The sequence below is a fragment of the Brachybacterium sacelli genome (genome assembly GCF_017876545.1).
Classification (GTDB): Bacteria; Actinomycetota; Actinomycetes; order Actinomycetales; family Dermabacteraceae; genus Brachybacterium; species Brachybacterium sacelli.
Window position 1 is genome coordinate 1,204,465 of the sequence record NZ_JAGIOD010000002.1, and the last position, 25,529, is coordinate 1,229,993.

28 protein-coding genes are annotated in these 25,529 nt (G+C 68.8%); 8 read left to right on the top strand and 20 right to left on the bottom strand.

Going from position 1 to position 25,529, the window contains the following annotated elements:
* Positions 1-141: 141 nt before the first annotated feature.
* Positions 142-1,074: an endonuclease/exonuclease/phosphatase family protein gene (locus JOF43_RS19865; RefSeq protein WP_209904880.1), complete on the top strand. Its 933-nt coding sequence runs from the start codon at positions 142-144 to the stop codon at positions 1,072-1,074.
* A gap of 3 nt (positions 1,075-1,077) precedes the next feature.
* Here the strand turns inward: JOF43_RS19865 and JOF43_RS19870 are convergent, their stop codons facing one another.
* The 6 genes from JOF43_RS19870 to JOF43_RS19895 form a co-directional block, all read right to left on the bottom strand.
* Positions 1,078-2,571 (bottom strand): ATP-binding protein, encoded by a 1,494-nt coding sequence (locus JOF43_RS19870; protein WP_209904881.1) that lies wholly within the window; start codon positions 2,569-2,571, stop codon positions 1,078-1,080.
* A complete protein-coding gene (locus tag JOF43_RS23320; protein WP_377782517.1) occupies positions 2,568-3,803 on the bottom strand; it encodes a hypothetical protein in 1,236 nt (411 codons plus the stop codon). Before JOF43_RS23320 ends, JOF43_RS19870 begins: the two co-directional genes overlap by 4 nt.
* Before the next feature lie 122 nt (positions 3,804-3,925).
* Entirely contained in the window at positions 3,926-5,398 is a 1,473-nt protein-coding gene (locus JOF43_RS19880; RefSeq protein ID WP_209904882.1) for an SCO6880 family protein, read from the bottom strand.
* A 6-nt stretch (positions 5,399-5,404) separates the two neighbouring features.
* Positions 5,405-6,859 (bottom strand): conjugal transfer protein TrbL, encoded by a 1,455-nt coding sequence (locus tag JOF43_RS19885; protein WP_209904883.1) that lies wholly within the window; start codon positions 6,857-6,859, stop codon positions 5,405-5,407.
* Between the two features lie 40 nt (positions 6,860-6,899).
* Positions 6,900-7,241: a DUF6112 family protein gene (locus JOF43_RS19890; protein WP_209904884.1), complete on the bottom strand. Its 342-nt coding sequence runs from the start codon at positions 7,239-7,241 to the stop codon at positions 6,900-6,902.
* A gap of 108 nt (positions 7,242-7,349) precedes the next feature.
* Complete coding sequence (locus JOF43_RS19895) at positions 7,350-7,616, bottom strand: DUF6112 family protein (protein ID WP_209904885.1); 267 nt, start codon at positions 7,614-7,616, stop codon at positions 7,350-7,352.
* 115 nt (positions 7,617-7,731) lie between these two features.
* Between JOF43_RS19895 and JOF43_RS19900 the strand changes: the two genes are divergently transcribed.
* Positions 7,732-8,178 carry a protein-tyrosine phosphatase family protein gene (locus JOF43_RS19900; protein ID WP_209904886.1) on the top strand — a complete coding sequence of 149 codons (447 nt, stop codon included), beginning with the start codon at positions 7,732-7,734 and terminating at the stop codon, positions 8,176-8,178.
* 245 nt (positions 8,179-8,423) lie between these two features.
* Positions 8,424-9,494, top strand: coding sequence for a DUF4037 domain-containing protein (locus JOF43_RS19905; protein WP_209904887.1), 1,071 nt, complete (start codon positions 8,424-8,426; stop codon positions 9,492-9,494).
* Here JOF43_RS19905 and JOF43_RS19910 read toward each other — a convergent pair whose 3' ends face one another.
* From JOF43_RS19910 to JOF43_RS19965, 12 genes are all read right to left on the bottom strand, one after another.
* A complete protein-coding gene (locus JOF43_RS19910; protein WP_209904888.1) occupies positions 9,495-11,159 on the bottom strand; it encodes a M23 family metallopeptidase in 1,665 nt (554 codons plus the stop codon).
* Positions 11,160-11,173: 14 nt separating this feature from the next.
* Positions 11,174-11,863, bottom strand: a complete 690-nt coding sequence (locus tag JOF43_RS19915; protein WP_209904889.1) for a hypothetical protein — start codon at positions 11,861-11,863, stop codon at positions 11,174-11,176.
* A 50-nt stretch (positions 11,864-11,913) separates the two neighbouring features.
* On the bottom strand, positions 11,914-12,927 hold the full coding sequence (locus JOF43_RS19920; RefSeq protein ID WP_209904890.1) for a ParB N-terminal domain-containing protein: 1,014 nt from the start codon (positions 12,925-12,927) through the stop codon (positions 11,914-11,916).
* The gene (locus JOF43_RS19925; RefSeq protein WP_209904891.1) at positions 12,924-13,817 is read right to left on the bottom strand and encodes a hypothetical protein; all 894 of its coding nucleotides are present in this window, start codon (positions 13,815-13,817) and stop codon (positions 12,924-12,926) included. The genes JOF43_RS19920 and JOF43_RS19925 overlap by 4 nt, the downstream gene beginning before the upstream one ends.
* A gap of 6 nt (positions 13,818-13,823) precedes the next feature.
* Positions 13,824-14,219, bottom strand: coding sequence for a hypothetical protein (locus tag JOF43_RS19930; RefSeq protein ID WP_209904892.1), 396 nt, complete (start codon positions 14,217-14,219; stop codon positions 13,824-13,826).
* Positions 14,216-14,917 (bottom strand): helix-turn-helix domain-containing protein, encoded by a 702-nt coding sequence (locus JOF43_RS19935; RefSeq protein WP_342592242.1) that lies wholly within the window; start codon positions 14,915-14,917, stop codon positions 14,216-14,218. The genes JOF43_RS19930 and JOF43_RS19935 overlap by 4 nt, the downstream gene beginning before the upstream one ends.
* Positions 14,918-14,961: 44 nt before the next feature.
* Positions 14,962-15,918: a bifunctional DNA primase/polymerase gene (locus tag JOF43_RS19940; RefSeq protein WP_209904894.1), complete on the bottom strand. Its 957-nt coding sequence runs from the start codon at positions 15,916-15,918 to the stop codon at positions 14,962-14,964.
* Positions 15,918-17,030: an ArdC-like ssDNA-binding domain-containing protein gene (locus JOF43_RS19945; protein WP_209904895.1), complete on the bottom strand. Its 1,113-nt coding sequence runs from the start codon at positions 17,028-17,030 to the stop codon at positions 15,918-15,920. The genes JOF43_RS19940 and JOF43_RS19945 overlap by 1 nt, the downstream gene beginning before the upstream one ends.
* A 252-nt stretch (positions 17,031-17,282) precedes the next feature.
* Positions 17,283-18,197 (bottom strand): helix-turn-helix domain-containing protein, encoded by a 915-nt coding sequence (locus JOF43_RS19950; protein ID WP_245354624.1) that lies wholly within the window; start codon positions 18,195-18,197, stop codon positions 17,283-17,285.
* A gap of 443 nt (positions 18,198-18,640) precedes the next feature.
* Positions 18,641-20,221, bottom strand: a complete 1,581-nt coding sequence (locus tag JOF43_RS19955) for a hypothetical protein (protein ID WP_209904896.1) — start codon at positions 20,219-20,221, stop codon at positions 18,641-18,643.
* Complete coding sequence (locus JOF43_RS19960) at positions 20,206-20,991, bottom strand: ABC transporter ATP-binding protein (RefSeq protein ID WP_209904897.1); 786 nt, start codon at positions 20,989-20,991, stop codon at positions 20,206-20,208. The genes JOF43_RS19955 and JOF43_RS19960 overlap by 16 nt, the downstream gene beginning before the upstream one ends.
* Positions 20,988-21,488, bottom strand: a complete 501-nt coding sequence (locus JOF43_RS19965; protein WP_342592269.1) for a TetR/AcrR family transcriptional regulator — start codon at positions 21,486-21,488, stop codon at positions 20,988-20,990. Before JOF43_RS19965 ends, JOF43_RS19960 begins: the two co-directional genes overlap by 4 nt.
* Between JOF43_RS19965 and JOF43_RS23070 the strand changes: the two genes are divergently transcribed.
* Positions 21,463-21,591, top strand: a complete 129-nt coding sequence (locus tag JOF43_RS23070) for a hypothetical protein (protein WP_281065196.1) — start codon at positions 21,463-21,465, stop codon at positions 21,589-21,591. The genes JOF43_RS19965 and JOF43_RS23070 overlap by 26 nt on opposite strands.
* 69 nt (positions 21,592-21,660) lie before the next feature.
* Here JOF43_RS23070 and JOF43_RS19970 read toward each other — a convergent pair whose 3' ends face one another.
* Positions 21,661-21,858, bottom strand: coding sequence for a hypothetical protein (locus JOF43_RS19970; protein ID WP_209904899.1), 198 nt, complete (start codon positions 21,856-21,858; stop codon positions 21,661-21,663).
* Positions 21,859-22,967: 1,109 nt separating this feature from the next.
* Positions 22,968-23,543, bottom strand: a complete 576-nt coding sequence (locus JOF43_RS19975) for a hypothetical protein (RefSeq protein ID WP_209904900.1) — start codon at positions 23,541-23,543, stop codon at positions 22,968-22,970.
* Between the two features lie 90 nt (positions 23,544-23,633).
* Between JOF43_RS19975 and JOF43_RS19980 the strand changes: the two genes are divergently transcribed.
* From JOF43_RS19980 to JOF43_RS19995, 4 genes are read left to right on the top strand one after another with little or no spacing between them, the layout of a single operon-like run.
* On the top strand, positions 23,634-24,272 hold the full coding sequence (locus JOF43_RS19980) for a TetR/AcrR family transcriptional regulator (RefSeq protein WP_209904901.1): 639 nt from the start codon (positions 23,634-23,636) through the stop codon (positions 24,270-24,272).
* Positions 24,265-24,501: a hypothetical protein gene (locus JOF43_RS19985; protein ID WP_209904902.1), complete on the top strand. Its 237-nt coding sequence runs from the start codon at positions 24,265-24,267 to the stop codon at positions 24,499-24,501. The genes JOF43_RS19980 and JOF43_RS19985 overlap by 8 nt, the downstream gene beginning before the upstream one ends.
* Before the next feature lie 55 nt (positions 24,502-24,556).
* Positions 24,557-25,183 (top strand): hypothetical protein, encoded by a 627-nt coding sequence (locus JOF43_RS19990; RefSeq protein ID WP_209904903.1) that lies wholly within the window; start codon positions 24,557-24,559, stop codon positions 25,181-25,183.
* A complete protein-coding gene (locus tag JOF43_RS19995; protein WP_209904904.1) occupies positions 25,180-25,497 on the top strand; it encodes a hypothetical protein in 318 nt (105 codons plus the stop codon). The genes JOF43_RS19990 and JOF43_RS19995 overlap by 4 nt, the downstream gene beginning before the upstream one ends.
* Positions 25,498-25,529 lie beyond the last annotated feature (32 nt).

Consider the following 25,529-nt stretch of genomic DNA (forward strand, 5'->3'; position numbering starts at 1 on the left):
CAGGTGCACGGGCTCTGCCCTGTGAGCACGGCCGTGTGCGAGTTCATCGGCTGGTCATCTCCGGGCCGTACCGTCAAGACCCAGGACGGCGGCACGAACAGAAGGGGCGGGTGGGTGCGGATGCGGGTGGGGACATGGAACGTGGAGAACCTGTTCACCCCCGCCGCCGGCACCGGCTACGGGCCGACCGAGAAGGCCGTGTTCGAGGCAAAGATCGCAGGTCTTGCCTCCACGATCACCGACGCCGAGTTGGATGTGGTGGCGGTGCAGGAGGTCGGCGACGAGGACGCCTTCACCGCCCTAATCGACGCGCTCGGGTCAGGGTGGGACGGTGAGCTGTCCACTCGGTTCGCGACCCCGCACACGATCCGTAACGGCATCCTCTCCCGCCTGCCCATCGAGACCGTCAGCGAGCACGAGGCGATCCCCGACGAGCTGCAAGGCGTCCCGGTCGACGACGCCGGTACGGCGTTGACCGCGATGGGCCGCGGCGCCCTCCACATCCGCGTCACCGCCCGCGGTCAGGCGGTGGACGTGGTGAGCGTGCACTTGAAGTCCAAGCTCATCACCTACTCCGGTGGCCGGTTCACCCCACGCGACGAGGCCGAGCGCGCCAGATATGCCGCCTACGCGTTGTATCGGCGGGCGGCCGAGGCCGTCGCCGTGCGCGGTTTCGCCGATGCGCTGATCGACGCCCAGGGCGACGAGAGGCATCTGGTGGTGGCCGGGGACTTCAACGACGAAGCGGCCGCGGCGACCACGCAGATTATCCACGGCCCGGCCGGCAGTGAGATCGGCACACCGGGTGAGAACCGTCCCGATCAGGGCGACGCGCACCGGTTGTTCAACCTGGCCCCGCTGATCCCCGAAGAGCTGCGGTTCTCCCGCGTCTACCGCGGCCGCGGCGAGCTGATCGACCACCTGTTCGTCACCAACGCCACCCGCCAGGCCGTCACCGACGCCACCACCCTCACCGGCGGCGAACCCCTGCCCTCCATCGACGACACCCCCACGACCCGGCGTGATTCGCCGTACTCCGACCACGCCCTGGTGGTCGCCACCCTCGACCTGTAGACCTCAGGCGGGATTCTGAACGCCGGTATAGCGCTGGTCCGTCCGGAAGAGTTCCAGCTCAGCGGGATGCAACTGGTGCTGGGTCACGAAGCTCCTGGCCTTGATCCGCCACAACCCCTGACCCACGCCGAGGGACGGGAGCAGCTTCTGCTCGGTGCCGGTCAGTCCGAGCGCGGTGGCGGTGGGGCCGAGCTGGTCGGACTCCTGCCGGTACACGATCCGCGTCTCCGCATTCGCCAACAGGCTGTTGGCGAGAGAGCGCATCGCTGAGCCGACGTCACCGACGTTGTCCAGGTCGGAGAGCTTGTGGAAGATCAGCATGTTCGCGATCCCGTAATGCCGCGCCAGCCGCCAGTGCGCATCCATCCGCTTCAACAACGCCGGGTGGGACATCAGCCGCCAGGCCTCGTCATAGATCACCCACCGCTGCCCACCGTTTGGGTCGAGCAGCGCTGACTCCATCCACGCCGACGAGCAGGTCATCAGCACCGAGATGAGCGTGCTGTTCTCGGTGACCCGCGACAGATCGAGGCTGATCATCGGCAACGACGGATCGAAGGCGACGGTGGAGGGGCCGTCGAAGAGTCCTTGGAGGTCGCCGGCAACAAGCCTGCGCAGGGCGTGTCCGACGAGCCGGCCGTCCTCTGCGAGACGCCCGCCCGTGTCGCCGGTGGGGTTGAGGATGTGGTCGACGACGGTGGGCAGGATCGGCACGTCGTTCTCCCGCACCGTGGCAGTCAACGCGAGGTCGATCGCGGTGTGCTCCAACGGCGTGAGCCCTCGCGCCAGCACCGTCTCAGCCAGCGCGCCGATGAGGTCACGGCGACGGGAGGCCACGGTCGTCTTCCACTGCTCATCGGTTAGCCCGCCGGGGCGGTGTCCTTCGTCGAGGGGGTTGAGGCGAGTGTTGAGGCCGTGGCCGAGGACGATCGCGCGTCCGCCGACTGCCTCGGCCACGGCGGTGTGTTCGCCTTTCGGGTCGCCGGGGACGTAGACGCGGCGCCCGAACGGCAGGCTGCGCGTGTAGAGGGACTTGGCGAGGGAGGACTTTCCAGAGCCGACGATGCCAGCGAGCACCACGTTGGGTGCGGTGATGATGCCGCGGGCGTACAAGACCCAGGGGTCGTAGACGAACGATCCGCCGGAGTAGAGGTCTTGGCCGACGAACACCCCGTCGGAGCCGAGCCCGCCTTCGGCGACGAACGGATACGCCCCCGCCAATGTCGCCGAGGTGTCCTGATGGCGCGGGAGCCGGAACCGGCCCGGTAACCTGAGCGCTGCGGGGCCGGGTTCGCCGGCGGCGGGCAGGTAGCGGGTGGCGCGGCGTTCGGCGCGCTCAGCGTCCGCCTTCGCGCGTGTGGCGGCCTTGTCGGCGGCGTCCTGCTCGACCTGAAGCCTCGCCGCTGCCTTTCGGCGCTGCTTGCGCAGCTGGCGGCGCTCCTTCGCGGGGGCGACGAGAACCGATGTGTGCAGCCGCTCCCGTTCGGCGCCGGTCACAGCGACAACCCCCGCGGGGAACCGGTGGAAGCGCTGGCTGGGCCGGCGTACCAGTCTCGGTCCGGGCCGAGGGCAGCGCCCCGGGCAGCCGACGCATCACGAGCCGGTGCGGGGTCCCGGTGTGGCTGCTCGTTGACGACCGCCGAGGGCGGCCGCTCGACCTCGTGCAGTGCGGGGTCTGGTGGGGTGTCGAACTCGCGGTACAGGCCCACATGCCCCAGGGCGTGGTTGTAGGTCAGCGCGTACCCCGCGGCAGTGACGGTCCGGTCGGTGCCGCTCGCTGGCGGCTGGTCGTCGTGGACGTAGCCGTTCTCCAACGCCGCGGCGGTGGTCTCGTCGCCGTAGTCCCAACTCTTGAGGTTTTCGATGGCGGCGTCGGCGCCGTCGCGGTCGATCAGATCGAGCATCGCATCGGCCTCCTCGCCCTGGAGGAAGGCCACGTCGAGCCAGCGCCTCCCCACCTGCGCGGGTCCGGCGACGCGCCCGGTGGGGTCGTGCTCGATCAGCTCGGCCAGGGCGTCCGTGCTGATGCGTGCGGCCTCGGCCACCCACGCCGGGAACAGACCCTCGTGCTCCGGGCTGCTGCCGGGATGGTCGAGTGCGTACTGGCGAGCCTCACCCGCCGCGCTCAGGAAGGTCGCGAGGTCACGGAACGCGCGGTTGGGGTCGACGGGGGTGCCGGCGCCGGTGAACAGGTCTCGGCCCGCCACTGCTTCGCCGGTACTGGTGTCGGCGATCCGGTAGGCGTAGCGCTGATGCTCACCCACCGGCGCATCCGGCAACACCGTCAACGCGAGCGACCCCGCCTGCACGGTCGTGGTCGCGGGGTCGCCACGGAGCCGGGCGGCCAGCCGTTCTCGGGCGGCGTCTCGGTCGACGACCGGTTCGGGGTGCCAGGCGATCCTCCCGGAGTGGGAGAACGCCGTGTCGAGCCGGTCGTAAGCCTGATCGAGCAGCGTGCCGGCCTGGTGCAGCTCATCGGCCGCAGCCAGCGCGGACGTCGCGCCCGCGGCGGGGTTGCCGTCATCGTCGAACGCCCGATCCCGCGCGTTCAGGTGGGTGGTGGCGAGGTGGTCGAGGATTTGACGCAGCGACCGAACCCCCGCTACGAGGTCACCAAACACCCGGTAGGTGTCGGCCGGGTCATCGAACACGCGGGAGGCGTGGGCCAGGCCCCGCAGCGCCTCGGAGGCTTCGGCCGCATCAGCGAGCGGGTCGTGGAAGGTGGGCATCACAGCCTCCAAGGCATGGCGCGCGAACAGAGAGGGGCGAGCCCGGCAGTTCGGGCTCGCCCCTCAGGTGCACGCACCACGCCACCGCCTTGACTGGGTCGGGGGCCGGCGCCTGTGCGCGATCAGACGCGACGGCACAACGGCAGTGCAGCGGCGGTGAACGCCGCAGCCTGCTGGCCCACCAGGAGCCGGGTCTCGCAGGAGGCTTGGATGGCGGCCTGCTCGATCGCTGCCACCCCGGCCTCAAGTTCCTCGACGGTGGGCGCGGAGACACTGAGGAGGCCGGTGTAGCGCAGGACGCCGTGGCCGGCGGTCAGGTCGGCTTCCTGCTGGAGCACGTCCTGATACTCCGCGGTCTGGGCGGCGTCTTCGATCTGCCCGATCTTCGCCCGCTGCGCGGCATCGGAGATGTGCTCGACCTTCTTCTTGCGGATATCCCTGGCGGCCTGGTCGGAGCGCATCGGGGTGCAGATCAGCGAGAACGACCGCTGAATCCCGGTCGACAAGAGCACCGGCGACAAGAAGCCGGGATAGACCAGCGAGCGGGGCCACTCGGAGACCCAGAGCACGGCGTGGTGGGCGGAGTCGGTGCGCAGCCGGGTCCAGGACTCGTTGACCGCGACCGGCCCGGCGGTGGCGAGGGACTGGCCGAGTTCGCCGTGGCGTTCCAGGGTGGCGGCGATGGCCGGGTCGTACGCGCTGCGGAGGATGACGGCGATCTCGCCTGGGCTCAGCCATCCCGAGGGCGTCAGGTCGGCCGAGCGGAGCGCCGCGACCAAAGTGGACATCTCTTGGCGGAGCACGGCGGCGGCACCCCGGATGCCGCCGCCGGCGGTTCTGATCTGCCGTGCGGCGTTCTTCATGTCCAGCGCCAGGCTCAGGGTGGTGGCGTGGCGTTCGCCGGCGGGTCCGGCGCGGTCGATCAGCTGGGAGTAGGTGGTCGCGGCCCAAGTGTCGTCGGCGGTGCCGTGGGCGGCCCACCATTCGGCCAGTCCGGTGCCGGAGTCCGGCAGGGTGCGTTCGAGGACTTGGAGGGTGGCGATGCGCCCGGAGCGGCAGACGGTGGCCAGGACGCGGCCCCAGGAGGTGACCCGCCGTTCCTGCTCGCCGGGGTCGAGGAGCACGAACGCCGGATGGGACACCTCGCAGACCACGGTGAGGGTCTGGGCGTGGGGGTCGTGGATCATCCCGGCGTTCGTTTCGGGGTCGGTGTATTCGCGCAGTCGCCCCATGTCACCGGGCAGAGCGAGGGTGCCGACCGGCCGGGGTGTGACGACTCGGCGACGGTAGAGGAGTTGTCCGCCGGTCGAACGCCAGAGCCACCAGAACGCGACCGGCAGCCACTCCACCGCCGGGCGTCCGGCGATGGGTATCCACGTCAAGGCGGCGGCCACGACCCAGATGGGTGCGGTGTAGGCGAGGAGGATGCCGCCCCCGGCGTAGAGAGCTCCGACGATGGACAGGATGCCGGTGGCGAGGGTGATGAGCTGCGACAGGGACAGCCCCAACAACACCCCGCGGCGGGTGAGGCGGGAGAACTTCACCGGCACCAGCTCCGCCGAAGATGCGGAGGGCTCGTTCTGCTTGGTAGGCACGGTGGCTCACTCCTTCCCGGTGGGCTTGGAGGCAGGCGGCGGTGGCTGCTTCGTCGGACGCGACTCCGACTGCGACGGCCCGCCGGTTGGTGGTTTCGGTGCCGGCGTTGACGGCGGTGGCGCCTGCGCGGCCGGTGGGGTGCTGCCGGCCTGTCCGGCGGAGTCGGCGGCGGCCTCGCCCTGCCCACCGAGTGCCTTGCCGGCCTTGGGTCCGGCGGTCGCGGCGTCCTTGGCGACCTTCGCCACCACCACGGCCGCGGCTGCGGGACCAGCCGCCGCAGCGCCGGCCCCAGCACCGGCGCCCGCGCCTGCTCCACCGCTTGCCCCGGCACCGGCGCCGCTGCTCGCGGCCGCCTTGCCACCACCGGCCCCGGCCGAGCCAGCAGTGCCGCTGGATGCCTGAGGCTTCGGGTCTTTGGGCTCCGGTGGCTTCTTCCCACCACCACCGTCGCCGTTCCCGCCGCCTCCACCACCAGACTTGCCGCTGCTGTCATCGAGGATCTTCTTCGGCTCGTTCCCGCCCTGCGGCTTGGCGGGGGTGGGGACGGGCCTGTTGAGGGCGTTCTTGGCGTCCTGCTCCGAGCCGATGGCGTGATACATGTCGAACCCGACGAAGCTCAAGAACTTGTAGGTCAGGTAGGGGGCGAAGGCGGCCATGGCCATCAGCACGATCCCGGCGATCGGGTCCGCCACGGAGGACAGGTCCCCATCGATCGGTGCGCTGACTTGGGTGATGGCGACCAGGAACATCACGACCAGGACGAGCTTGGAGACGATGAGGGCGATGACGAACATCGCCCACTTGCTGATCCACCCCTTCGTCGCATCCCACGACGCCCCGGAGAACGCCAGCGGGGCGAGCACGATCGCGACCAGCAGCAGCGCCTTCCGCACCAGAAGACTGAGCCAGACGATGGCGGCTGCGCTGATGGCGAGGCCGGCGAGGAAGATCGTGATGATCGCACCGACCCCCGGGGCGGCGATGTTGATCCCCACCAACCCGGCAGCGAGCAAGGTGATCTTGTCGCCCATCGACTCGGTGGTTTCGCCGGCGGCCTGGATGATCCCGATACAGAGCTGATCGACGATCTCCAACGACAGCGCGGTCAGGGTGATGACCACGAACGACCCCAGCACGGACTTCGCGAGCCCGAGTGCGGCTCGGGACAGTGCGGTGGGGTCGCGGCGGATCAGCCCGGTGATGAGTTGGAGGCAGAAGAACAGCAGCATCACGAACACGGCGATGCCGAACAGGATGTTGTAGACCGCCACATACTCATCGCTGGTGACGTCCACGAGGGTGGTGGTGTCGAAGACGCTCCAGACGGCCTCGAACAGCCAGCCCGCGGCAGCACCCATGGCCTGAGCGAGCCAGTCGAACGGTGCCGCAACCAGGCTGGCGGCGGCTTCTCCCGCGGTATCGCAGACCGAGGAGATGATGGGGACATCGCATACGCCCACCGCAATCACTCCCTATGCAGAGTCGAAGGGTTGGGCGGGATCAGACCTGCTGGCCGACGTCCCAGAAGAAGTTGATCAACGTGACGCTGGCGCCACAGATCACGGCGGCACCGCAGGAGACGAGGACGCCGATCTTGCCCCGGCCGGCGAGGTGGGGGTTGCTGGAGTTGGCGCCGAAGCCCCACACGATCGCGCTGATGATCAGGGCCAAGACGCTGAGGATGAGACCGATGGTCATCACCGCGCCGACGATCGTGCGCAGCTGGCTAATGCCCGGCAGTCCCGTGTCGTTGGGGTCGATGGTGATATCCATCGGCAGCACCACCGGCCACGTTGTGGCGGCAGCGGAGGTGGTTTCGGTGATCAGGCTCAGGACGGTCATGGCGGGGTGCTCCTTCGGGCATCGGCGAGATGGGGGTTCTCGCCGACCAGGTGCACCGCCCGCCCCACACAGTCGAAGCCGATGAGGGGTCCGCTGGTGGGGCGGGGTTCAGATTTGCTGGCCGAGGTCGATCAGCCAGTTCAACCACGCCACCCCACCGCCGGCCAAGACCGCGGCACCCAGGGCGGTCCAGGCGCCGATCCTGGCTTTGGTGGCGGCGGCGTGGTGGCCGTTCGCGGTCGACAGTGCCCACACGATGGCGCAGACGATCAACATCAGCACGGCGATGATAAGCACGAAGGTCAGCAGGGCACCGATGACCTCGCGCAGGTCACCGATGCCACCGAGGCCGTCGAAGTCGGGAAACACATCCATGACGACTCAGCTCCCAACCGGTGCTAGCAATTATTCGAAGCGTTCGAAATGTCCATGCTGACGAGGTGCGTCGGCCGTGTCGGGTGGTCGACTGGGCAGCGGTTAGCGTTGAAGTGTGGACGTCTGGACCGACGAACCGGGTGTGGTGGAGCTACCTGATGGGCGACGCATCCGTGGCACCGGGGTGCGCAAGCCGCGCGGGGACGTGCCCGCCCCGGACTTCGCGGTCTATCTGCTTCGCCGCGACTCAGCGCCCATGCCTTGGCCTCATCGCTGGGTCCGCTGGCGAGACTTCCGATTGCCCGACTCGACCGAGGATGCGGTGGTGGCATTGCGTGAGGCATGGGAACGTGCCAGTGAGCAGCGTGTCGAGATCGCCTGTGGTCGCGGCATCGGGCGGACCGGGACGGCTCTTGCCCTGCTGGCGACCATGAGTGGTGCCGTACCGGAGGACACAATGGCATGGGTCCGTGCTCAGTATCACCGGCGTGCCGTCGAGACTCGGAAACAACGCCGCTGGGTTGAGACAACCGCGGCTTCGTTTCATGCAGAGAGTGACTGAATCTGCCAGGCGCTAGTCAACCAGCGTAGGCAAGTATTCAAGACGTTCGAAATCCACGTCATTCAGGTGCGTCAGTCCCTCCCCGAAGAGATCGCTCAGAGGGTTGGGGACATCCGGCGCCCCGCTCCGATGACGCCGATAGCCTTCCTAAACCCCTTGCCGTCCACTACCTAGTAGTTCGACGGTGCTGGCACTGCGATTCTCCCATTCGAGTCGAGGGCGGTGGAGCATAGACTTGGACGCATATGAGCGGTGAGGTCATGTCGGGGCTGGCCCTGGCGGAAGCGTTCTACACACGAGCGGTGGCTCCGCTCGTGGCGGTCCCGCATGCCGCCTGTCTCCTGGGGGAAGGCTCCGAGGTGCTCGGATTCGACACTTCCCAGTCGCGGGACCATGAGTGGGGGCCGCGTGTGCAAATTTTCGTGGACACTGCACACGTCGATACCGTCCGGGCGCGGATGCGCCATCTTCCCCCGGTGTTCGAAGGGTTCGACACGGCCTGGTTCTCCCTGGCCACCGGCACCGTCACCCATCACGTTCATGTGACGACGCTGGACGAATGGGTCACCGAGGCGCTCGGCCTCGACCCTCGCAAGGGGATGGACGCCGCAGCGTGGCTCGGGCTACCCCAACAGCGTCTGCTCCATGTCACCGCCGGTCGGGTGTTCCACGACGACGATGGCGAGCTGACCCGCGTCCGTCGTCTGCTGACCTGGTATCCCGATGATGTCTGGGCGTGGATGATGCTCTCGGGCTGGCATCTGATCGGCAACACCGAGCCGATGCGCGGCCGGTGCATTGAGACCGGCGACCTGCTCGGTGAGCGTCTGCTGACGGCCCGACTGTGCCGCCTGATCATGGAGCTGACATTTCTCCAAGAACGCCACTACTGGCCCTATGACAAGTGGTTCGGAGCCGCGTTCGCCCGCCGCAATGCGGCGGCGACACTCTCCAAAATGTTGGAGCAAGCGCTAACGGGCAAGGAACCTGATGCGACTATCGCTCTGCGAGATGCGGTCACCTGGCTCGGTCACCACCACAACACGCTCGGTGTCGGCGTGCAGGTCGCACCCCGATACGGCCCGTTCGAGGTCGGCATCAACAACGCAGTCCGTCCGTATGAAACAGCGAACGCCGGCGACTACGTACAAGCCCTACGCGAGTCGATCACCAACGACACCCTCCGGAATCTCATCCAGGTCGGCTCGATCGACCAGCTCACCCACAGCGACGACGCCATCGTCACCCACACCGACTGGGCCGCACGCTTCAGGCACGAGTACCGGGACGCGATCACACGTTCCGCACACGAATAGCTAGTTGGCCGGCACGGTGACGTGCAGGTGATCGAAGTGCCCGCCGGTCACGTCGTCGGGGTCGTGCATGCCGCCGCCGTCGTAGGGCCGCCACCCCTCGGCGTCGCGGGCCAGCGACCAGATCAGGCCGTCCCAGATCAAGTACTCCACCCCGAGGGTTTCGGCGTGGTCCTTCATCCAGTTCGTGACCTCCCAGCCCAGTTCGCGCTGCTCAGGCGTCGGGTGCTCACCGATGGCGTTGCCGAACGTCCCGTCACAGGCGCGCCCGAGGGGGTGTTCGGAGATGGTGCCGGGGCGGGGTGAGTAGCAGGCCCAGGAGGTGTCTGGGAACGCGGCGATGGTCTGGGTGTAGAGGTGCAGCATCCGCGCGGTGATCTGCCCATCCGACGTCGGGTCGTCCACGAGGCGGTCCGGGTCACCGTCGACCGGGTCCGGTTCACCACCGGGCGTGCCATCACTGGTGTCGCAGTCACCGCCTGGTGCACCGGTCTCCGGTTCGGGCAGGTCCGCGGCGTCGTGGGCGTTCAGCCAGGCGGCGGGGTCGGTGTGCTCACCGTTCGTGCCGCCGAGACGGACCTCGAAATGCAGATGCGGACCCGTGGAGTTGCCGGAGCTGCCGGTGTCGCCGATGTGCTGCCCGGCCGTCACGGTGTCGCCGGGGGCCACGTGGATGCCGTGCTCCCACATGTGCGCATACGCTGTGGCGACCGTGGCGCCGTCGATCTGATGCTCGATGACGATGAGGCCGCCGTAGCCGCCGGAGAACTCCGCCACCGTCACCCGGCCGTCCGCTGCGGCGAGGAGGGGTGTGCCGTCGGGTGCGGCGAAGTCGGTGCCGGTGTGGAAGGAGTCCTCGCCGGTGATGGGGTGGATGCGTGGTCCGTACTCGGAAGTGAGGACCCAGGTGCCTTCGGGCATCGGGAACACCACCCGCGACGACCCCACCGCCACCGGCTGTGCAGCCGGGACCACGGCATCACCGGCGGACGCGCCCGCCCCGGCGGTCGTAGTGGTGGTGAGGGTGGACAGGATGGTCTCGGCGACCGGCTCGTAGTTGCGGTACCGGTCCGGATACGCGCTGACTTCGACGGCTTGGGCGGCCTCGCCCTTGTCCATCTCCTCCCATCCGGGAATGTCCAACAAGCCCCGTGGTGAGGGGTGGTTGGGTCCGGTGGGGCCGCCGAAGAACGCCTGCGCCTGGTAGACGGGGTCCATCAGCTCGGCGACCGTGCCCCACCCGGACTGAGGCCGCATCTGAAACAAGCCCAGGCTGTCGTGGTCGGAGCCGTCGCCGTCGTTCGGATAGTCACCGGATTCCGGGTAGGTTCCCGTGTTGGCGAGCATCCGCAGCGTTGATTCGGTCAGTGCCGCCATGAGCGCGATCACCAGCCCGTCGCGGGTGATCCCGTCGATGCTGTTGCCGGTCTCGATGATCGTCGCGGCATGGGTGAGCTGTTGCCGGTTCAGCGTGAACGTCTCCCCGTTCGCCGTGGTGACCTCCAGTTCGTCGGGGACGTCGCCGACGGTGACGTTCGAGCCGCCGGGGATGGTGCAGGAGCCGGTGGCGCTCAGGGCGGGGTTCATCACCACGCCGATCCCGATCAACACCAGCGATGGTGCGAGGAAGACCAGTGCGAGGGCGGCGATGGCGAGCTTCTTCAACACGACATGTCACCGACCTACTGGAGGGGGTTGTCGAGCTGGGACAGCCGCAGCAGATGACAGGTCTCGTAGGTCGGGCCGCAGACCACGAAGATCGTGAACGCCACCGAGTGCTCGGAGGTCACCGGTTCGTCATTCCACAGGCCCGCACGGTGGCGGGTGCCCTCGATCGTGACCGCGACCGTGCCCTCGGCAAGCTGACCCGGCTGCGCCTGCTCCACAGCCGTCGCCCACGCGTCAGGGACGAACGTGTTGTCGATGGTGAGGTGCTGGGTGGTGGCGTACTGCCGCAGCTCCAGCCAGGCATCCCGGCTCGGGAGGTAGGCGGCGATGTCGGAGGCGAGCCCGGCCTGCTCCGTACCGGTGGGGTCGCCGACGTCGAGGACCACGCTGGTGTAGTCCAGGGGCATGAATCCGCTGGCAGTGTCCCACTCGAACAGTACGGTGGCGACGTTGCGTACGAAGGCCTGCGGATCATCCGACGCCCGCACTACCGGCAGCCGCGGTGTGGCCGTGGGCACCGGATCGGACGGCGCGGTGACACTCGGCTCAGGGCGGCCACCATCATCGTCCCGGTCCGGACTGGGCGGTCCGACCAGGAGGCCGTAGACGCCCACAGCGGCCAGTACGAGGACGACGACCGCCGCGGTGAGGGCGGCGATGAGTCGGCGGCGGGTCCGGGGGTCGGAGAGGTCGGGAGTCTTCATGCCCACCAGGTGCGCACCCGCCACCAACGGAGGTAGAGGGAGGGTGACCGTCAGAGGGCGCGTAGATGGGCGCGAGCCGGCACTGGCTCATCGTCAGCGGCGTCGCGGTCGCGCAGGGTGCGCAGTTCCTCGGCGAAGCGGCTGGTGCCCTCGGCAGTGGTCAGGAAGGACTCGATCTGCTCATCGCTCAGCTCAGAGGCGAGATGTTCGACGTCGTAGTGGGTCCACCACTGGTCCAGCTCGCCCCAGGTCAGTACGAACGCCCGCACCGGGTACTGGGCGGGTTCGCCCTTGTTGTCGGTGACCGGTCGGGGCCGTGGCGGGCGCTTACCGGTCTTCGTTTGCTTGGCGCGGGCGAGGGCGTCGGCGGCGAGCTGATGCAGGTCGATCTCGCGTTCTGCCTGCGCGCTCTGGGCGGCGGCGCGGATCGCCTCAAAGATCGGATGCACGGGAGCGCCAGCGTCGATGCGCTCCAGCTCAGCGCTCACCTGTGCTCGGAGTTCGGCGGGTTGGGCGGGGTCTTCGGCGATCTTCTGGAGGTAGCCGATCTTCTCCAGCGTCGTGTGCGAGGCACCGCCGGGGATCATCGCTGCCGCTTGTTGACGTGCCTCGCCCAGTGCTCCTGACGGTCCCGCAAAATTTGCGGGACCGTCAGCGCCGGGTTGGTTCTGGGCACTGAACTGGGTGGCTGCCTTCCTGCGGTCGGCGTCCTCGGCCATCAACACCCGAAGTTCGCGGTAGAGGGCGGCGGCCTCGGTCTGGGTCAGCGGCTTGTGCAGGACATTGTCGTCCTGCTCGGCCAGCAGGTGTCCGAGGCGGTCGGAGATGCCTGAGCGGACCCAGACGTTGACCTTGCGCCAGCCGAGCTTCTTGATCGCCGCTAGCCGGCGCGCCCCGCACACCAGCACTCCGTCGGGGGTGATGGTGATCGGCTGCAACAACCCGTCCCGCTCGATCGAGGCGGCGAGTCCGTCGATGTCGCCGAACGCGGTGCGGTGCCGGCGCCCGACCCGGATCGAGTCGACGGCGCGCTCCAGCTCGATGTAGCCCGCCGGTGCGGTCATGACCGATCACCGCCAGGGTGGTCGTGGTGGCCGGGTGCGGCCAGGGAGATGGTCAGGATGAGGTCGTCGTCGCGCAGCAGTACCGGCAGGGTCTCGCCGATCAGCAGTCGCAGCAGCACACCCCGCCCAGCGGTCGTGGCGGAGTAGGCGGGGTGGGGGTTGCCCAACAAGGCGCGCAGCAGCGCGGTCCACGAGGAACGCGGGATGTCCAGCAGGGCGCGGGCGTGCTTGTCCCGGCGCAGTGCCTCGTAGGCGGCCTGGCGGGTGCCGGTCTTGGTCAGCGCGCCGCAGACATGCTCGACCCCGGCCCGGGCGGTGGCCGGGTCCCAGCCCAGCAGTGTGAACAGGGCGATGACGTCCTCGGCCGCGGACCCGGCGGACATGCACGCCCGATCCGAGCCGCGGCCACCATCGGAGCCTGACCCGGTGGCGTCCATCTCCGCGTCGGCGTCATCGTGGGGGTCGGTCATGTGGAAGGCGGGGTGGTAATCGGTCAGCGGGTTCTCCCGGTCGGAGAACCGCTCGGGGTCGTGGAACGCCGAGACGTGCGGGCGCCTCGCTTGGTGGACCGAGCAGAGCAGTCCTTGGGCGCGTTCCTCGAAGATGCAGGTGATCCGCACCCCGTGGGTGACCATCGCCCACGGGTCATCGGCCCGCCGCGTGGAGGCGTACTGCATGGCGTCGAACGCCGCCGTTGCTGCCTCCCACGGGTCCAGGCCGTGCTTGCGCGCCAGCGGGGTGTACTTCTCCGCGGCGTAGGCCATCAGCTCGCGTGCGGCCGGGTCGGAGGCCCAGGCTCCCTCACCAGCCTCGTGCAGCCGGTTCAGCAGGGCACGCAGGCCCTCACCGGTGGTGAAGTCTGCGCCGTCGTGGTTTGTTGTGGTGGTCATGGCCGGTCACCTGTTCATCCCGACACTGGAGCGCACCGGCCCCGTGGGGCTGGTGCCGCTGCGGCCGAAGGCGGACAGCGGCGGCAACCGGCGCGCCCGGTCGGCGAGGTCGTGGGCACGGTTCGCGATCGGGGCGCGGGCGCGGCGGGCCAGCTCGGCCTCGAAGTCGATACCTCGCCCCGACAGCGTCGCCCCGTGCCGAGCGATCAGGTCCGTGGGCCGCACCCACTCCACACCCCGCGCCAGCCTCTCGTGTCCGGGCGTATCGTGGTCGCCGTTTCGGCGGACGTGGGCGGCTTCCACCGCATCCGGCGTACTGGTCGCATCGACCGACTCCCGCTCGCCTTCGTGCTCAGGGGTCGGCCGTCGCCGCTCGTGTTGTTCGTGTGGGTTCCCGTTCATCGGGTCGCCTCCTCACCATCGTTGCTGTCAGGAAGGTGCGCACCGGCGAACCAGCGCCCGACCGTGGACGGGTGCACGCCGAGTTCGCGGGCGATGCGCTTGTTCGACCAACCCACCCGGCGCAGCTCGGCCGCCCGGTTCCTGCGCTCCAGAGCTGCTGTGGCTGTAGAGGTGTCGGGCACGTTCGCGCCCGCCCCATGTGCGAAGTCGTCGGCACGACGTGGCGCCGTCAGCTCTCGCGGCTGCGACGGCTCCGGCGCGTCGCGGACTGCACGGCTCGGCGTCGCGAGGCCGGGTGAGGCCTCATCGGGACCTGCTGTGCCGGGAGCGGGGCGGGTGAGGATGACGGTCAGGTGGGTGATCGCCAGCAGCACTACCGGCGGCACCGCCGCCACCGACGCGGCCAGCACACCAGGCACATCGGCATCGGCGGCCACGACGGCGTGGATCGCGTTGGCGGTCACCGAGACCGCGGCACCGCCGATCAGCAGCACCCACGGATACCACGCCGTCTTCTGCCCGGCGAGGGCGACGACGGCGACGGTGGCCACGACGATGATGCCGTCCACGATCAACGGCCACGCCCACGCCTGCCCCGCACCGACACCGCTTCGGGCCGCGAGGTCCGCCAGCGCGGTGAAAGACAGCCAGAAGGCGCCGGCGGCGATGAACACCGTCCCGGACACCGCTGTCACCACCGCCCACCGGCGACTTGCCGTCCTGCTTGCGAACGGGGTGGTCATCACAGCCCCCGCACACTCGACGGTCCGGTTGACGGGCGGGCGGGGTCACGGCTGAACCAGCCGTCCGCGGCCAGCCGCGACTCCCCGAGTACCGACGACGACGATGGGTCTCGTCGGGCGGGTTCGCCGCGGACGGTGCGGTAGGCGGACCGGACCGTGGCGGTGATCTCTCGCGGTCCGAAGTCCGACTTCGCTGCCGTCAGCACGGCATCGAGGGCATCAGTGAGCGGGACGCCGCCCTCGGCGAGACGGCAGGACGCCCAAAACAGCTTCAGGTTGCGGTCGGTGTCCTGCCGGTCCAGCCACGCCGCCAACCGCTGCGCATCTTCCCGGCCCACCGGCCGCCAGGTCTTGGGCCGCGGGCGAGGTGCGGGGCGGGGGTCGAGGAAATCCCGCAGCGCGTCGGAGTCCAGCAGGCCAGTCCGGCCGGTGTTGACCTCTTCGACCCGGTAGCCGACCGTGGTGCCCTCGATGGAGCGGGTAGATGGCGGGACGATGATGTAGCCGCCGTCGCCGCGGAAGTCGATCCCGGCGCGCCCGGCCTGCCACGACCGCTGCTCCGTACCGGGTCTCGCCGGGTAGTAGGCGTGCAGTCCGCCGGTGGGCGTGCGCACCAACAGCTCCCACCCGTCCACCAGCCCGGCGCGGTGGGCGCGGTCGAAGCTGGTCCGGCCGTCGACCGGGCCGTGCACATCCACATCCACCACGACCGTGCCCGAGGCGGCGCCGGTCGGGACGCCGATGTTCGCGCCCGGTGACTGCCGCCACCACGCCTCGATCTGATCCAGGTTCGTGGTGGCGTCGTGGAAGCCGTGTTCGGTGGCCGGCCGCTTCCCCCACGGTGCGCAGGGGAAGACCGGCACCCCCGCGGCGGCGAACTCCCGCGCGGCCGCCGACAGCGGCCACGCCCCGCTCATCCGAAGCAGCACCGAGGAGACCGCACCGTGCTCGGCCATCACAGCCCCCGCCCGTCGAGCGCCGGCACCGGGACGGGGCGCACACCTGGTTCAAGCAACGACGCCACCTGCCGCAACGGGGCCGGTTCCGGTACCGGTTGTACGTCAGCGGGTGTCTCGCGGTTGGCCGCGTCCCGGTCCAAACCGGGCGGAGCGCCGTCACCGACCTGCGCGGTGTCGAGCGGGTCCAGGATCGCTAGGGCGGTCTTGCGGACCCGTTCCCCGGTGGCCTTGACGAGTTCGACCGGCTCTTTCCCGTCGACGCGGGCCGCCCAGGTGGAGACGTACGGGATCGTGTAACCGCTGGTGTCCATCCCGTGGGCGGCGCCGATCATCAGCGCGACGGACTCGGCTTCGACTTCTCCGATGCCGCGATGCTGACGGGCCGCCTCTGCGTCGGGGCCGTGCAGGAGGACGTGGCCGAGTTCGTGGGCGAGGGTCTTGACCTGGGCGGCGGGGTCCATGTTCTCCCGCACCGCCACGGTGTTCGCGGTGTAGTCGGTCATCCCGTTCGCGCCGTGGATCATGCCCTCGTGCGGCACCCGCAGCACCGCGAACCCGGCCGCCTCGACCTGCGCGGCCAGCCCGTCCCACAGCCCGGCGGGCGCTTCGCCTTCCAGCAGGCGCGGTACCGGTGGTTCGGGGATCGGGTCGCCGGTGGTCTGGGAGGCGTCCCACACATACGCCGGACGGACGCCCACCATCTTGGAACGCACCACCTCACCAGCACGCGGCCTCTCACCCTTCCCCAGACGGCGCCACGAGTCCGCATCCGCAGGGTCGGCCGAGGCGAACCTGCCGGTCACGGGCGCCAGAATCTGATAGCCGGGCTGGCCCTTCTCCACTTGCCGCCCGAGGGCCTGCCACTGCTTGTAGCCGGCCACATACGACGGGAACGGCTCCGGCACCCGGCCCTGCTCATAGGCACCCTGATGCTGCACCCAGATCAGCAGGGTGTTGTTGAAGCTCCTGGACCGGAACCGGGCCGCGAACGCCAGCGCCCTTGCCCAATCCGGGCCGGACACGAGCCGTTCGACCGCGCCGGTCAGCTTCTCGTGCAGTTCGTCAAGCTTCGCCTCCCGCGCATGGCGGGCCTCCTGCCTCGTTGCCATCTGCTCTGGCCTCCTCCCGACATAGACCGCGCCCAGCAGAGGGCGGCGGTGCACCAACGAGGTGCGCCAGGAGAACCAGCAGGTATGTCGAGACGGTGAGCGGACTACGAGGTCGGTAGGTTGGCCGTCAGGAGAACTCGTGGTGCGCCTGACGTAGGACATACCGGCCTACCGGGAATCTCGAGCCATCTGGGGTTCGGGGCCGGGATGCTCCCGATATCCCGCTCGTGATGCTCAGATCGGGACCGGCGTTCAGCTAACGCGAAAGGTCAGTTGCCGGTACCGGGTTGGGGTGACCCCGACGTACTTGCGGAACTGCTGGGCGGCGTGTCCGCGGCTGCGCCAGCCGACCTCCCGCATCGCGGTCTCGATCGGCAGGTCGGTCTCCCGCAACGACTTGGCAAGGTGCTCCGCGCGCAGCATGGTCAGATACGCCAAGGGCGTCTTGCCGAAGGCGCCGGTGAACACCCGGCTGAGCTGCGAGGGCGACAGATGCACTCTCGCGGCCAGAGCGTCGAGGGTCCACTGCTCCGCGGGCGCGTTGCGAAGTAGCTCGGCGGCCCGGCGAGCCTCGGCACGCAACGGCGCGAACTGGCGATGCCGTGGCAGCGTGGGCCGGATATGCGCACGCTGCAACGCCGACATCCGCACCGGGGAAACCTTGACGAACGGGGCGATCACGTGGGCGATGCTGAACCACAGCGCCTGTATCCGGTAGAAGTTCCGGGGGAAGCCACCGTCGATGCTCCGCTCGACCAGCTCATCCAGCCACGGCATCAGCATCCCGGCGCGCTCCTCACCGAGGCGGAGTATCTGCGCCGGCTCTGAGTAGACCGTCTCGGCGAGACTTTGGGCTTCGAGCCGATCCTGCAACAGCCCGGCGTGCCGCCAGAACACCTGGTCGATCACGTAGTCGGTGTCCAGGTAAATGGTGGTGACGGTGATATGCCCCTCGGGCTCCGAGCCACACAGCACGTTCGCACCGAGAATCACCGCGTCGCCCACGTTGGCGGGCTTCCGCCCGAACTCACTGAACAAGATCGCCGAGCCCGACCTGACGACGATCACCGTCACACAGTCGTACGCCACCGGACCTACCGGCGAATGGATCGTCCGCGTCCGCGCGAGGATCGGCTGATGATCGTTCGACCTCAACGGCATCGGCATCCCGTGACGCGATGAGGTCGCTAAGGTCGCGCGAGGCGGTGCGTGATCGCCTCGTGTGCTCGGGTCAGTTCGATTTCGAGTCGCCGGACGGTTTCCGGTGACAGGTCGCCACTCGTCGCGCGCACGGCGACTACTTCGTATACAGCTCGAACGAATTCGGTCACAGCGCGCTGGGCCGCTGAGTGCACGGCACGGTCCCCTCCGAGGTCGGCGCGTCGAGCCTCAGCAGCCACTCGGCGCGATGTTACGGCGGGCGCTGTGATGCCTTCTCGGCCACGGTCGGTGATCGCTCGACGAGGGCGAGCATTTCGTCGGTTGGCTGGCCACCAACAGGGCCCCCGGTCAAAGCCGCTCATGTCGCGCGGAATCCAGGGCCGGGTGGTGCTCGAGCAGGCGGCTGGCCCTGCTCTCGGGCGGTGCATGGTGTGCGTCAGCAGCCTTGCTCAGAGGACTTGGAGGAGTCCGACGTTGGCGGTGGTGCGGTCGAGGATTTCTGGGCCGCGGCGTTCGAGTTGCCTGCTGGCGGGTCGGGTGGCCAGAAGGATGGAGCATGCGCCGATGGCGATGCCGAGCGGGGCGCCGGCCCATTGCAACCAGGTGGCATCGCTGACCACGCCGATGAGCACCGCTGTGAGCGGGAGGAGCAGGGCGGTGGCGATCGCGGTGGCGATGATGGTGATGGAGATGAATTGTCGTGGCCCGAGGATGAGGCGGAAGGGCAGTTGGGCGCCGACGCCGGTGCGGGGCATCGCCCACGCAATGAGGGTGCTCATGAGAACGGATGCGGCGATGCCGGTGCCGAGCATCACCGGCACGCTGGCGGCGAGCCAGGGGATGGCGTAGGTGGCGGGCTCACCGGCGGCCAAGATGGGGATCACGGTCAGCAGGACCACGGGCGGGGTGTGGACGATGAGCCAGGCGAGCTGTTTGGCCAGGACGTCGGCGCGGGCGGCGCCGGGGGCGGTCAGGGTAGTCCAGAGCCGGTCTGCTTCGAAGCCGTAGAGGTTGGCGGCGATGAAGATCGCGACCACGAGCGCGCAGAGTCCGCCGTAGGGCAGCATGCCCGGTACGCCCATCGCGGCCATCAGCACCCCGAGTGCGATGCCGGAGCAGATGGCGACCAGCAGGGACATGGTGCGGCGTTCATCGCGCGCCCACAGCAGTAGCTCCTTGCGCAGCGAGGCAGCCAGCGGCGACGCCACGGCGCGGGTGCGCGCGGTGGCCCCGGTGGCGGGGCGCGCGATCGTGGTGCGGATGACGCTGCGGGCCACTAGCGCGGACCATGCCGCCCGTAGCAGGCCGCATGCGACGGCCAGCCCGAGCAGTGGCACCAGGGTCGCCACGGCATCGGCTCGTGTCGCGCCCTCGATCGCGGAGACGGCCCAGCCGGTGGGCAGAAGCCGCAACGTCTGGGATAGGGCGGGGTTGTTCTGGGCGATGAGCTGATCGGCGGCGTCGTCGAGGGCGAAGCGCAGCACCCAGGCACAGGAAGCGATGAGTGCAAACGCGGCCTGGCCGATGACCCGCCAGCCCCGGGCGCTCAGGCTGGTGCCGATCGAGGCGACCACGACCCGGCTCAGCAACAGGATCAGCACCAGTTGCAGCCCGGCCGCCACGACAGCGACCAGCACGCTCAGCACACCACCGCGGAAGGAGAAGACCACCAGCCCGGCCAAGGCGATGACTGTGAGGATCGCCGCCGGGCTGAGCAGCACGTTGGCGAAGGCGCCGGCCATCATGGTGCGGGTACGCAGGGGCAGTAGCGCCAGGTGTCCCGGGTCGGGGGTGTCGCGGATGCCCAGCAGCAGCGGCACCACGATCCACAGCACCCCGATCCCCAGCACGCCGGCGGCCAGGAGGTCGACGTTGACCGCCGTGGTGTCGAACTCGATCGCGCCCAGGCTCGCGGTCCCCAGCGCGAGGGCGAAGCCGATCAGAGCAAAGACCCCACCGAAGACGAGAGTGAATCGGGTGCGGGTGTGGCGGCGCTCGGTGCGCGCCCACCGAATCAGCGTCCGAACCATGCCAGCAGCTCCTCGTTCACCGGTTCGGAGCCGGCCAGCCGCATGAACGCCTCCTCCAGGCTGCCCTCGGCGCGGACCTCGGCCAACGTGCCGTCGGCGGCGACCCTGCCGGCGACCATGACCGCGACGTGGGTGCAGATGCTCTCCACCAGCAGCATCGAGTGGCTGGAGATGACCACCGCACCCCCAGAGCGCACGTACTCCATCAACACCCGGCGGATGGCCAAGGCCGAGACTGGATCGACGGACTCGAACGGCTCATCGAGGATCAGCAGGCCCGGATTGTGCAGCATCGCGGTGGCGATGCCGATCTTCTTGGTCATGCCCGCCGAGTAGTCCGCGATCAATGTCGATGCGGCCCCGCCCAGTTCCATCAGGTCGATGAGACTGTCGGTGCGCTGCTCGATCTCATCCCGCTCCAGCCCGCGCAAGGCACCCAGCAGATGCAGCAGCTCGCGCGCGGTGAGCCGGTCCGGCAGCGCGTACCCATCCGGGAGGACGCCGAACAGGGCTTTGGCGGCCACCGGGTCGCCCCACACATCGTGACCGAACACCCGCACGCCGCCCGCATCGGGACGAAGCAGGCCCACCGCCATGGACAGCGTCGTCGTCTTGCCCGCCCCATTCGGACCCACGATCCCGTAGCAGGCTCCCGCCGGCACGGCCAGGCTCACGTCATCGACGGCGGTCTTGGCCCCGAAGGTCTTACGCAGCCCTTCGATCTGCAACGCCGAAACGGGGGCGGTCGGTGGCGTCTGCTGGTTTGTCATGACGTCATCTCCTTGGCGACCATCCGCCCGACCGCCTCGCACAGACGGGTCGAGAACGCCAGCGCATCCGTGCCGGGCTCGGCGGCGAACACCCCGGGCAACGCGTCGATGGTCGAGCGGATCATCACGGCGACCGTACGGGCGTGGACGTGGCCGAACTCCCCGGCGTGCTGGCCATTGAGGAGCATCTGCTCCACCACAGAGATCAGCGCGTCGCTATCGGCGTGGCTGTAACGCAGCCGCCCATCGGAGTCGCGCAGGTTGCGGAAGATCTCACCCACACCCGCAAGGCGCTGCTGGTTGGTCCAGGCGAACATCACGCAGCCGTGCAGATACGCATCCAGCTTCTCCCGGTGCCCCTGGGCAGACTCCATCGCCGCCAGCAGATCCGGGGCGGCCTTGGCATAGACCTCCTCCACCGCCGCCTCCAGCAGCTCCTGCTTCGACCCGAAGTGATACAACACAACGCTCTTGGACACCTCCGCACGCCTGGCCACCTCCGCGACCGAGGTTCCCGTGAACCCCAACTCGGCCAGCGCCTCCAACGCGCACTCGATGAACTGGCTACGCCGGGCACGCTCCAAGAACGTCAACGATTGACCTTCTGATCCATCTTTCGACCGCATGGTCTAAGAATAGATCGCACGACCTGCGACCGCAAATCCGACCTCAGCCGTCGCCTGATGGCACCAGATAGCCCGAGTCCGACAAAGCGCAGTTACTCTTGCGCCCCCACGGTGTACTTTCCTCCACGTAGTAGCGCGTGAGCGGCGTCGACAGCGAGCGGTCTCCATCGGCCGCGGCGACAGAGCGCAGGAGGTGCTTGTAGCCGTCGCCGGCGCTCATCACCCGCATCGGGACCGTCATACAGGGCAGGCGAGCGCCCACCATCGCCCCGTACGCATCGGCCGACTCACGGCCTCTGATCGGCGGTATCATCAGTTGACTCGGGCGGCTGTCGAGCGGTCGTCGAGTTCCTAGGCGGCGGTTGCAGCGTTTCGATCGCTGCCGCCATGTGCGACTACAGCCCCGAGCAGGGTGCCAGGCACGAGGCCGGCCTGCTTGCTTGCCCACGGTCGGTCGGACATGCTGGCAAGGTAAGCCCCTGCAGAGGATGTCACCGACGGGATACGGCCAGTCGATGGTGATGACGTCACCGAGATTCTGTGCGTCAGGCCAGTGGTGAGCGAACACGCGGGCGAACCGGTTCGTTGACCTCGGAGAACCCAACGGTCTCGGCATTGAAGACGTGTTAGACGGCGAGGTCGAGGCCGCCGCATCCGGAGAACAGCGACCCGCAGCCGGCGGTCGGGCGAAGGGCTGGTGTCGTACATGAGGGCGCTCCGGCAGTTCAGCGACCCCGGACCCGAACCCCCCAGAGGGGTCCATTCACCGGACTGAACACTTGCCAGGTGCACGGCCCTCCGCCCACCATGACGAGCACGGACGCACTCCTGGTCTTGAAGCCGCCGCTAGGCGACCACGGAGCCGACCCCGGCCCGCCCTCTTGACCACCTCCCCTCAAAGCTGCCACGCGTCTTGCAGGTCGAGGCCGTCAACCTAGGTTGACGGCGCGTTCGCGCGGTCGTCGCCCGCTCACCTGACCACCGAAAGGCGGTGGCGCGGTGACGGTCTCGATGCGCGTGATGTCGGCGGGTGATGGCTATAAGTACCTGCTGCGCACGATCGCGGCCGCGGACGGTGACCGCGAGCTGTCAACACCGCTGACGAGGTACTACGCGGAGGCGGGAACGCCGTGGGGGGAGCAAAGGTAGCTCCGTCTCGATCGCTTGGTCCTGCTGTTCTCAATCTACTGTGAACGCGGGTGCAGTGTTCAGCCTGCGCCCCGGGTCTCTAGCTTCTCGGCCAGAGCCGGTACTGGACGACGTGGGGCTGAACTCGCGCCGACACGCGGCAACCGGCCAGTGGTGTTCAGCTTGCGTAGGCGAGGTCTAGAGGTAGATCGTTCACGTCTGCTACAAGCCGTTGCAGGTCGGGGTGGTCTCGTAGGCGTTTTGAAGCTCGTCGTGGCGTTCTATTGCGCGCGCGAGTCGGGGTGCGGCGGTGTATGCGGTCTGGGCGGCGCTGGCTATCTGCGCGGCAGCGAGAGGGCCGACGCGGGAGGCGGAGTCCTCGATGAACTCGATGGCGTCGGTGACGGCATCTTGTCGTTCCTCGAAGCTCTCCTGCATCTCGGCGAGCACAGCGTCGCCGTCCTCCACGGGCGGTGCGCCTGCGGAGTCCAGCACGGCGCGCGCTTGGCCGATCTCGGTCTCGACGAGTTCGAGGTGTGCCACCAGTTCAGCGGCCGTGTCCGGGTCGGAGACATCCGCCCAGTCGAGTTCACGGCGCTCATTGGCGACGGTCGCGATGGAATCGACTGCCCCGCACACCTCATCGAGCCACGGATCGAGCTCCCCGCCGACCGTCGTCGTGGAGTCCGGTGCGTCCGCGCTGTCGTGGTCGGTGAAGCCACATCCTGTCAGCGCGAGAACACCCGCCAGGGTGCACGCCACCGCCGAACGCGTGGCACGTACTGCGCGCCGGCTCATCTCGCTTTCCTTTCGCTCGCAGGCTCGCCCCCGCCCATCCAGGTGCCGCCATGAACACGATACTAGCACAGGTGTGCTAGTATCGTGTTCATGGCACAGGTGAACCATCAGGAGCGGCGGCGCGAGATCGTCGAGGCGGTGTGGCGGCTGCTGGAGAAGGGCGGCGTCGAGGCGGCGTCGGTGCGCGGTGTCATCGCCGAGACCGGGTTGTCGTCGGGGTCGATACGGTTCTTCTTCTCCACCCAGGCCGGCTTGCACGAGTTCGCGATGTCCAGCCTCGCCGAGCGCGTCCAGGAGCGCATTCGCCGCGCCGCGGTGGAGCCCGACCTGGGACAGCGGGCGGTGGCGATGGTGAGCGAGCTGATGCCGCTGCGTGATGACACCGAGCGGGAACTGGGCGTCTGGATGGCGTTCGTCGCCAAGGCCCGCCACGACCCGGCGCTGGCCCGGATCGTGGCCGAGCAGGCCACCGCGATCCGGGAGTTCCTGACCACCGTCCTCGGCGACCTGGTGACGCTGGGGCTCAGACCACCCGCGGCCGACATCGAGTCCGAGGTGATCCACCTCAACGCCGTCATCGACGGCCTCACCTTCGAACTGCTGACCGCGCCTGGCCTGATCAGCCGCGATCAGGCCACCGCCACGCTTCGGCGCGCACTGCTGTGCGACCAGGAACAGCCCGAGGACGCCGAACAGCCGGAGAACGACAAGGAGCGCCACCATGACTGACCCCCAACGCCCCGCCCCCACCTCGAACCAGCCGGAGACCTCGCAGAAGTGGGCGCCGTGGTGGATCTATCTGATCGTGCTGCTCGGCGCCAACTACCTGCGCGCCTTGGTCCTGCCGGGCGACTCGCTGCCGCTGCCGGCGACCGTGGCGATCGCCGTCGGTCAAGCGGCCGTGCTGTTCGTGATCGTCACCGCGATCTGGCGCCTCACCCGGCGCGGCGAAGAATGAACGGACACACCATGACTCGTGTACGAACCAAACGATCCGCACCGGGAGCGTCGTCGTGATCGCGGCGATCATCGCCGCCGAGGTCGCGTTCTGGGTGCTGCTGCTCGCCGGGCTCGCGCTGCGCTACCTTGTCCGTGCGAGGCGCCTGAGCACCCTTGTGCTCGCCGCCGTGCCGCTGGTCGACCTCGCGCTGCTGGTCCTCGTCGCGGTCGACGTGATGCGCGGCTCCCCGCCGACACGGCCGCACGCGTTCGCGGCTCTGTACCTGGGCATCACCGTAGCCTTCGGCCACCACATCATTCAGCACACCGACGCATGGTTCCGGTACCGCTTCGCGGGCGGACCGAAACCACTCAAGGCACCCAAGGGCTCGACTGCCGAAGTCCGCGCGATCTGGCGTGAATGGTTCCGCGTCGTGCTCGCCGCGGCCCTCGGCGCAACCTGCCTGCTGGTCATGATCGCACTCGAAGGATGGCACCTGCCCGCCAGCGTCGACGACGCCGCCGGCCATCCCTACTGGGCCACCCTGTTGCTCCTGCCGATCATCACCGCAGTCTGGTTCCTCGCCGGACCCGCCTTCGCAGGACGCGGCGACCCCGCACGCGATCGACAGCCCGCAACCCCCACCGACGCAACATCCCTGACCCTTCACGAACCGAGAGCTGGAGCCGAGCGGCCATGAGCGACCTGGGAAGATTCGTGGAGCAGCGCATCGCCGAGAACACCCTGCCGCCATCTGTCCAACGCGCCTACCAGACGATCTACGCGCTCAGCGACACGATCCGCGCCGATGGCAAGACCAACGACTGGGTCTCCTGGCTGACCGGAACCTCCGCCGCCGTGATAGTCGGCGAGTACATCCTCGGCGCCGACCCAGCCAGCGACGCCACACGCATCAGCGAGACCCTCAGAGCCACGCTGGCCCGCACCTGGCACGAACACCCCGACTACGACGACACCTGGAACGACCTCGCCCCCGACCCGAATCCTCGATAACTGACAACGACCACGGACTACGGCCCGAAACG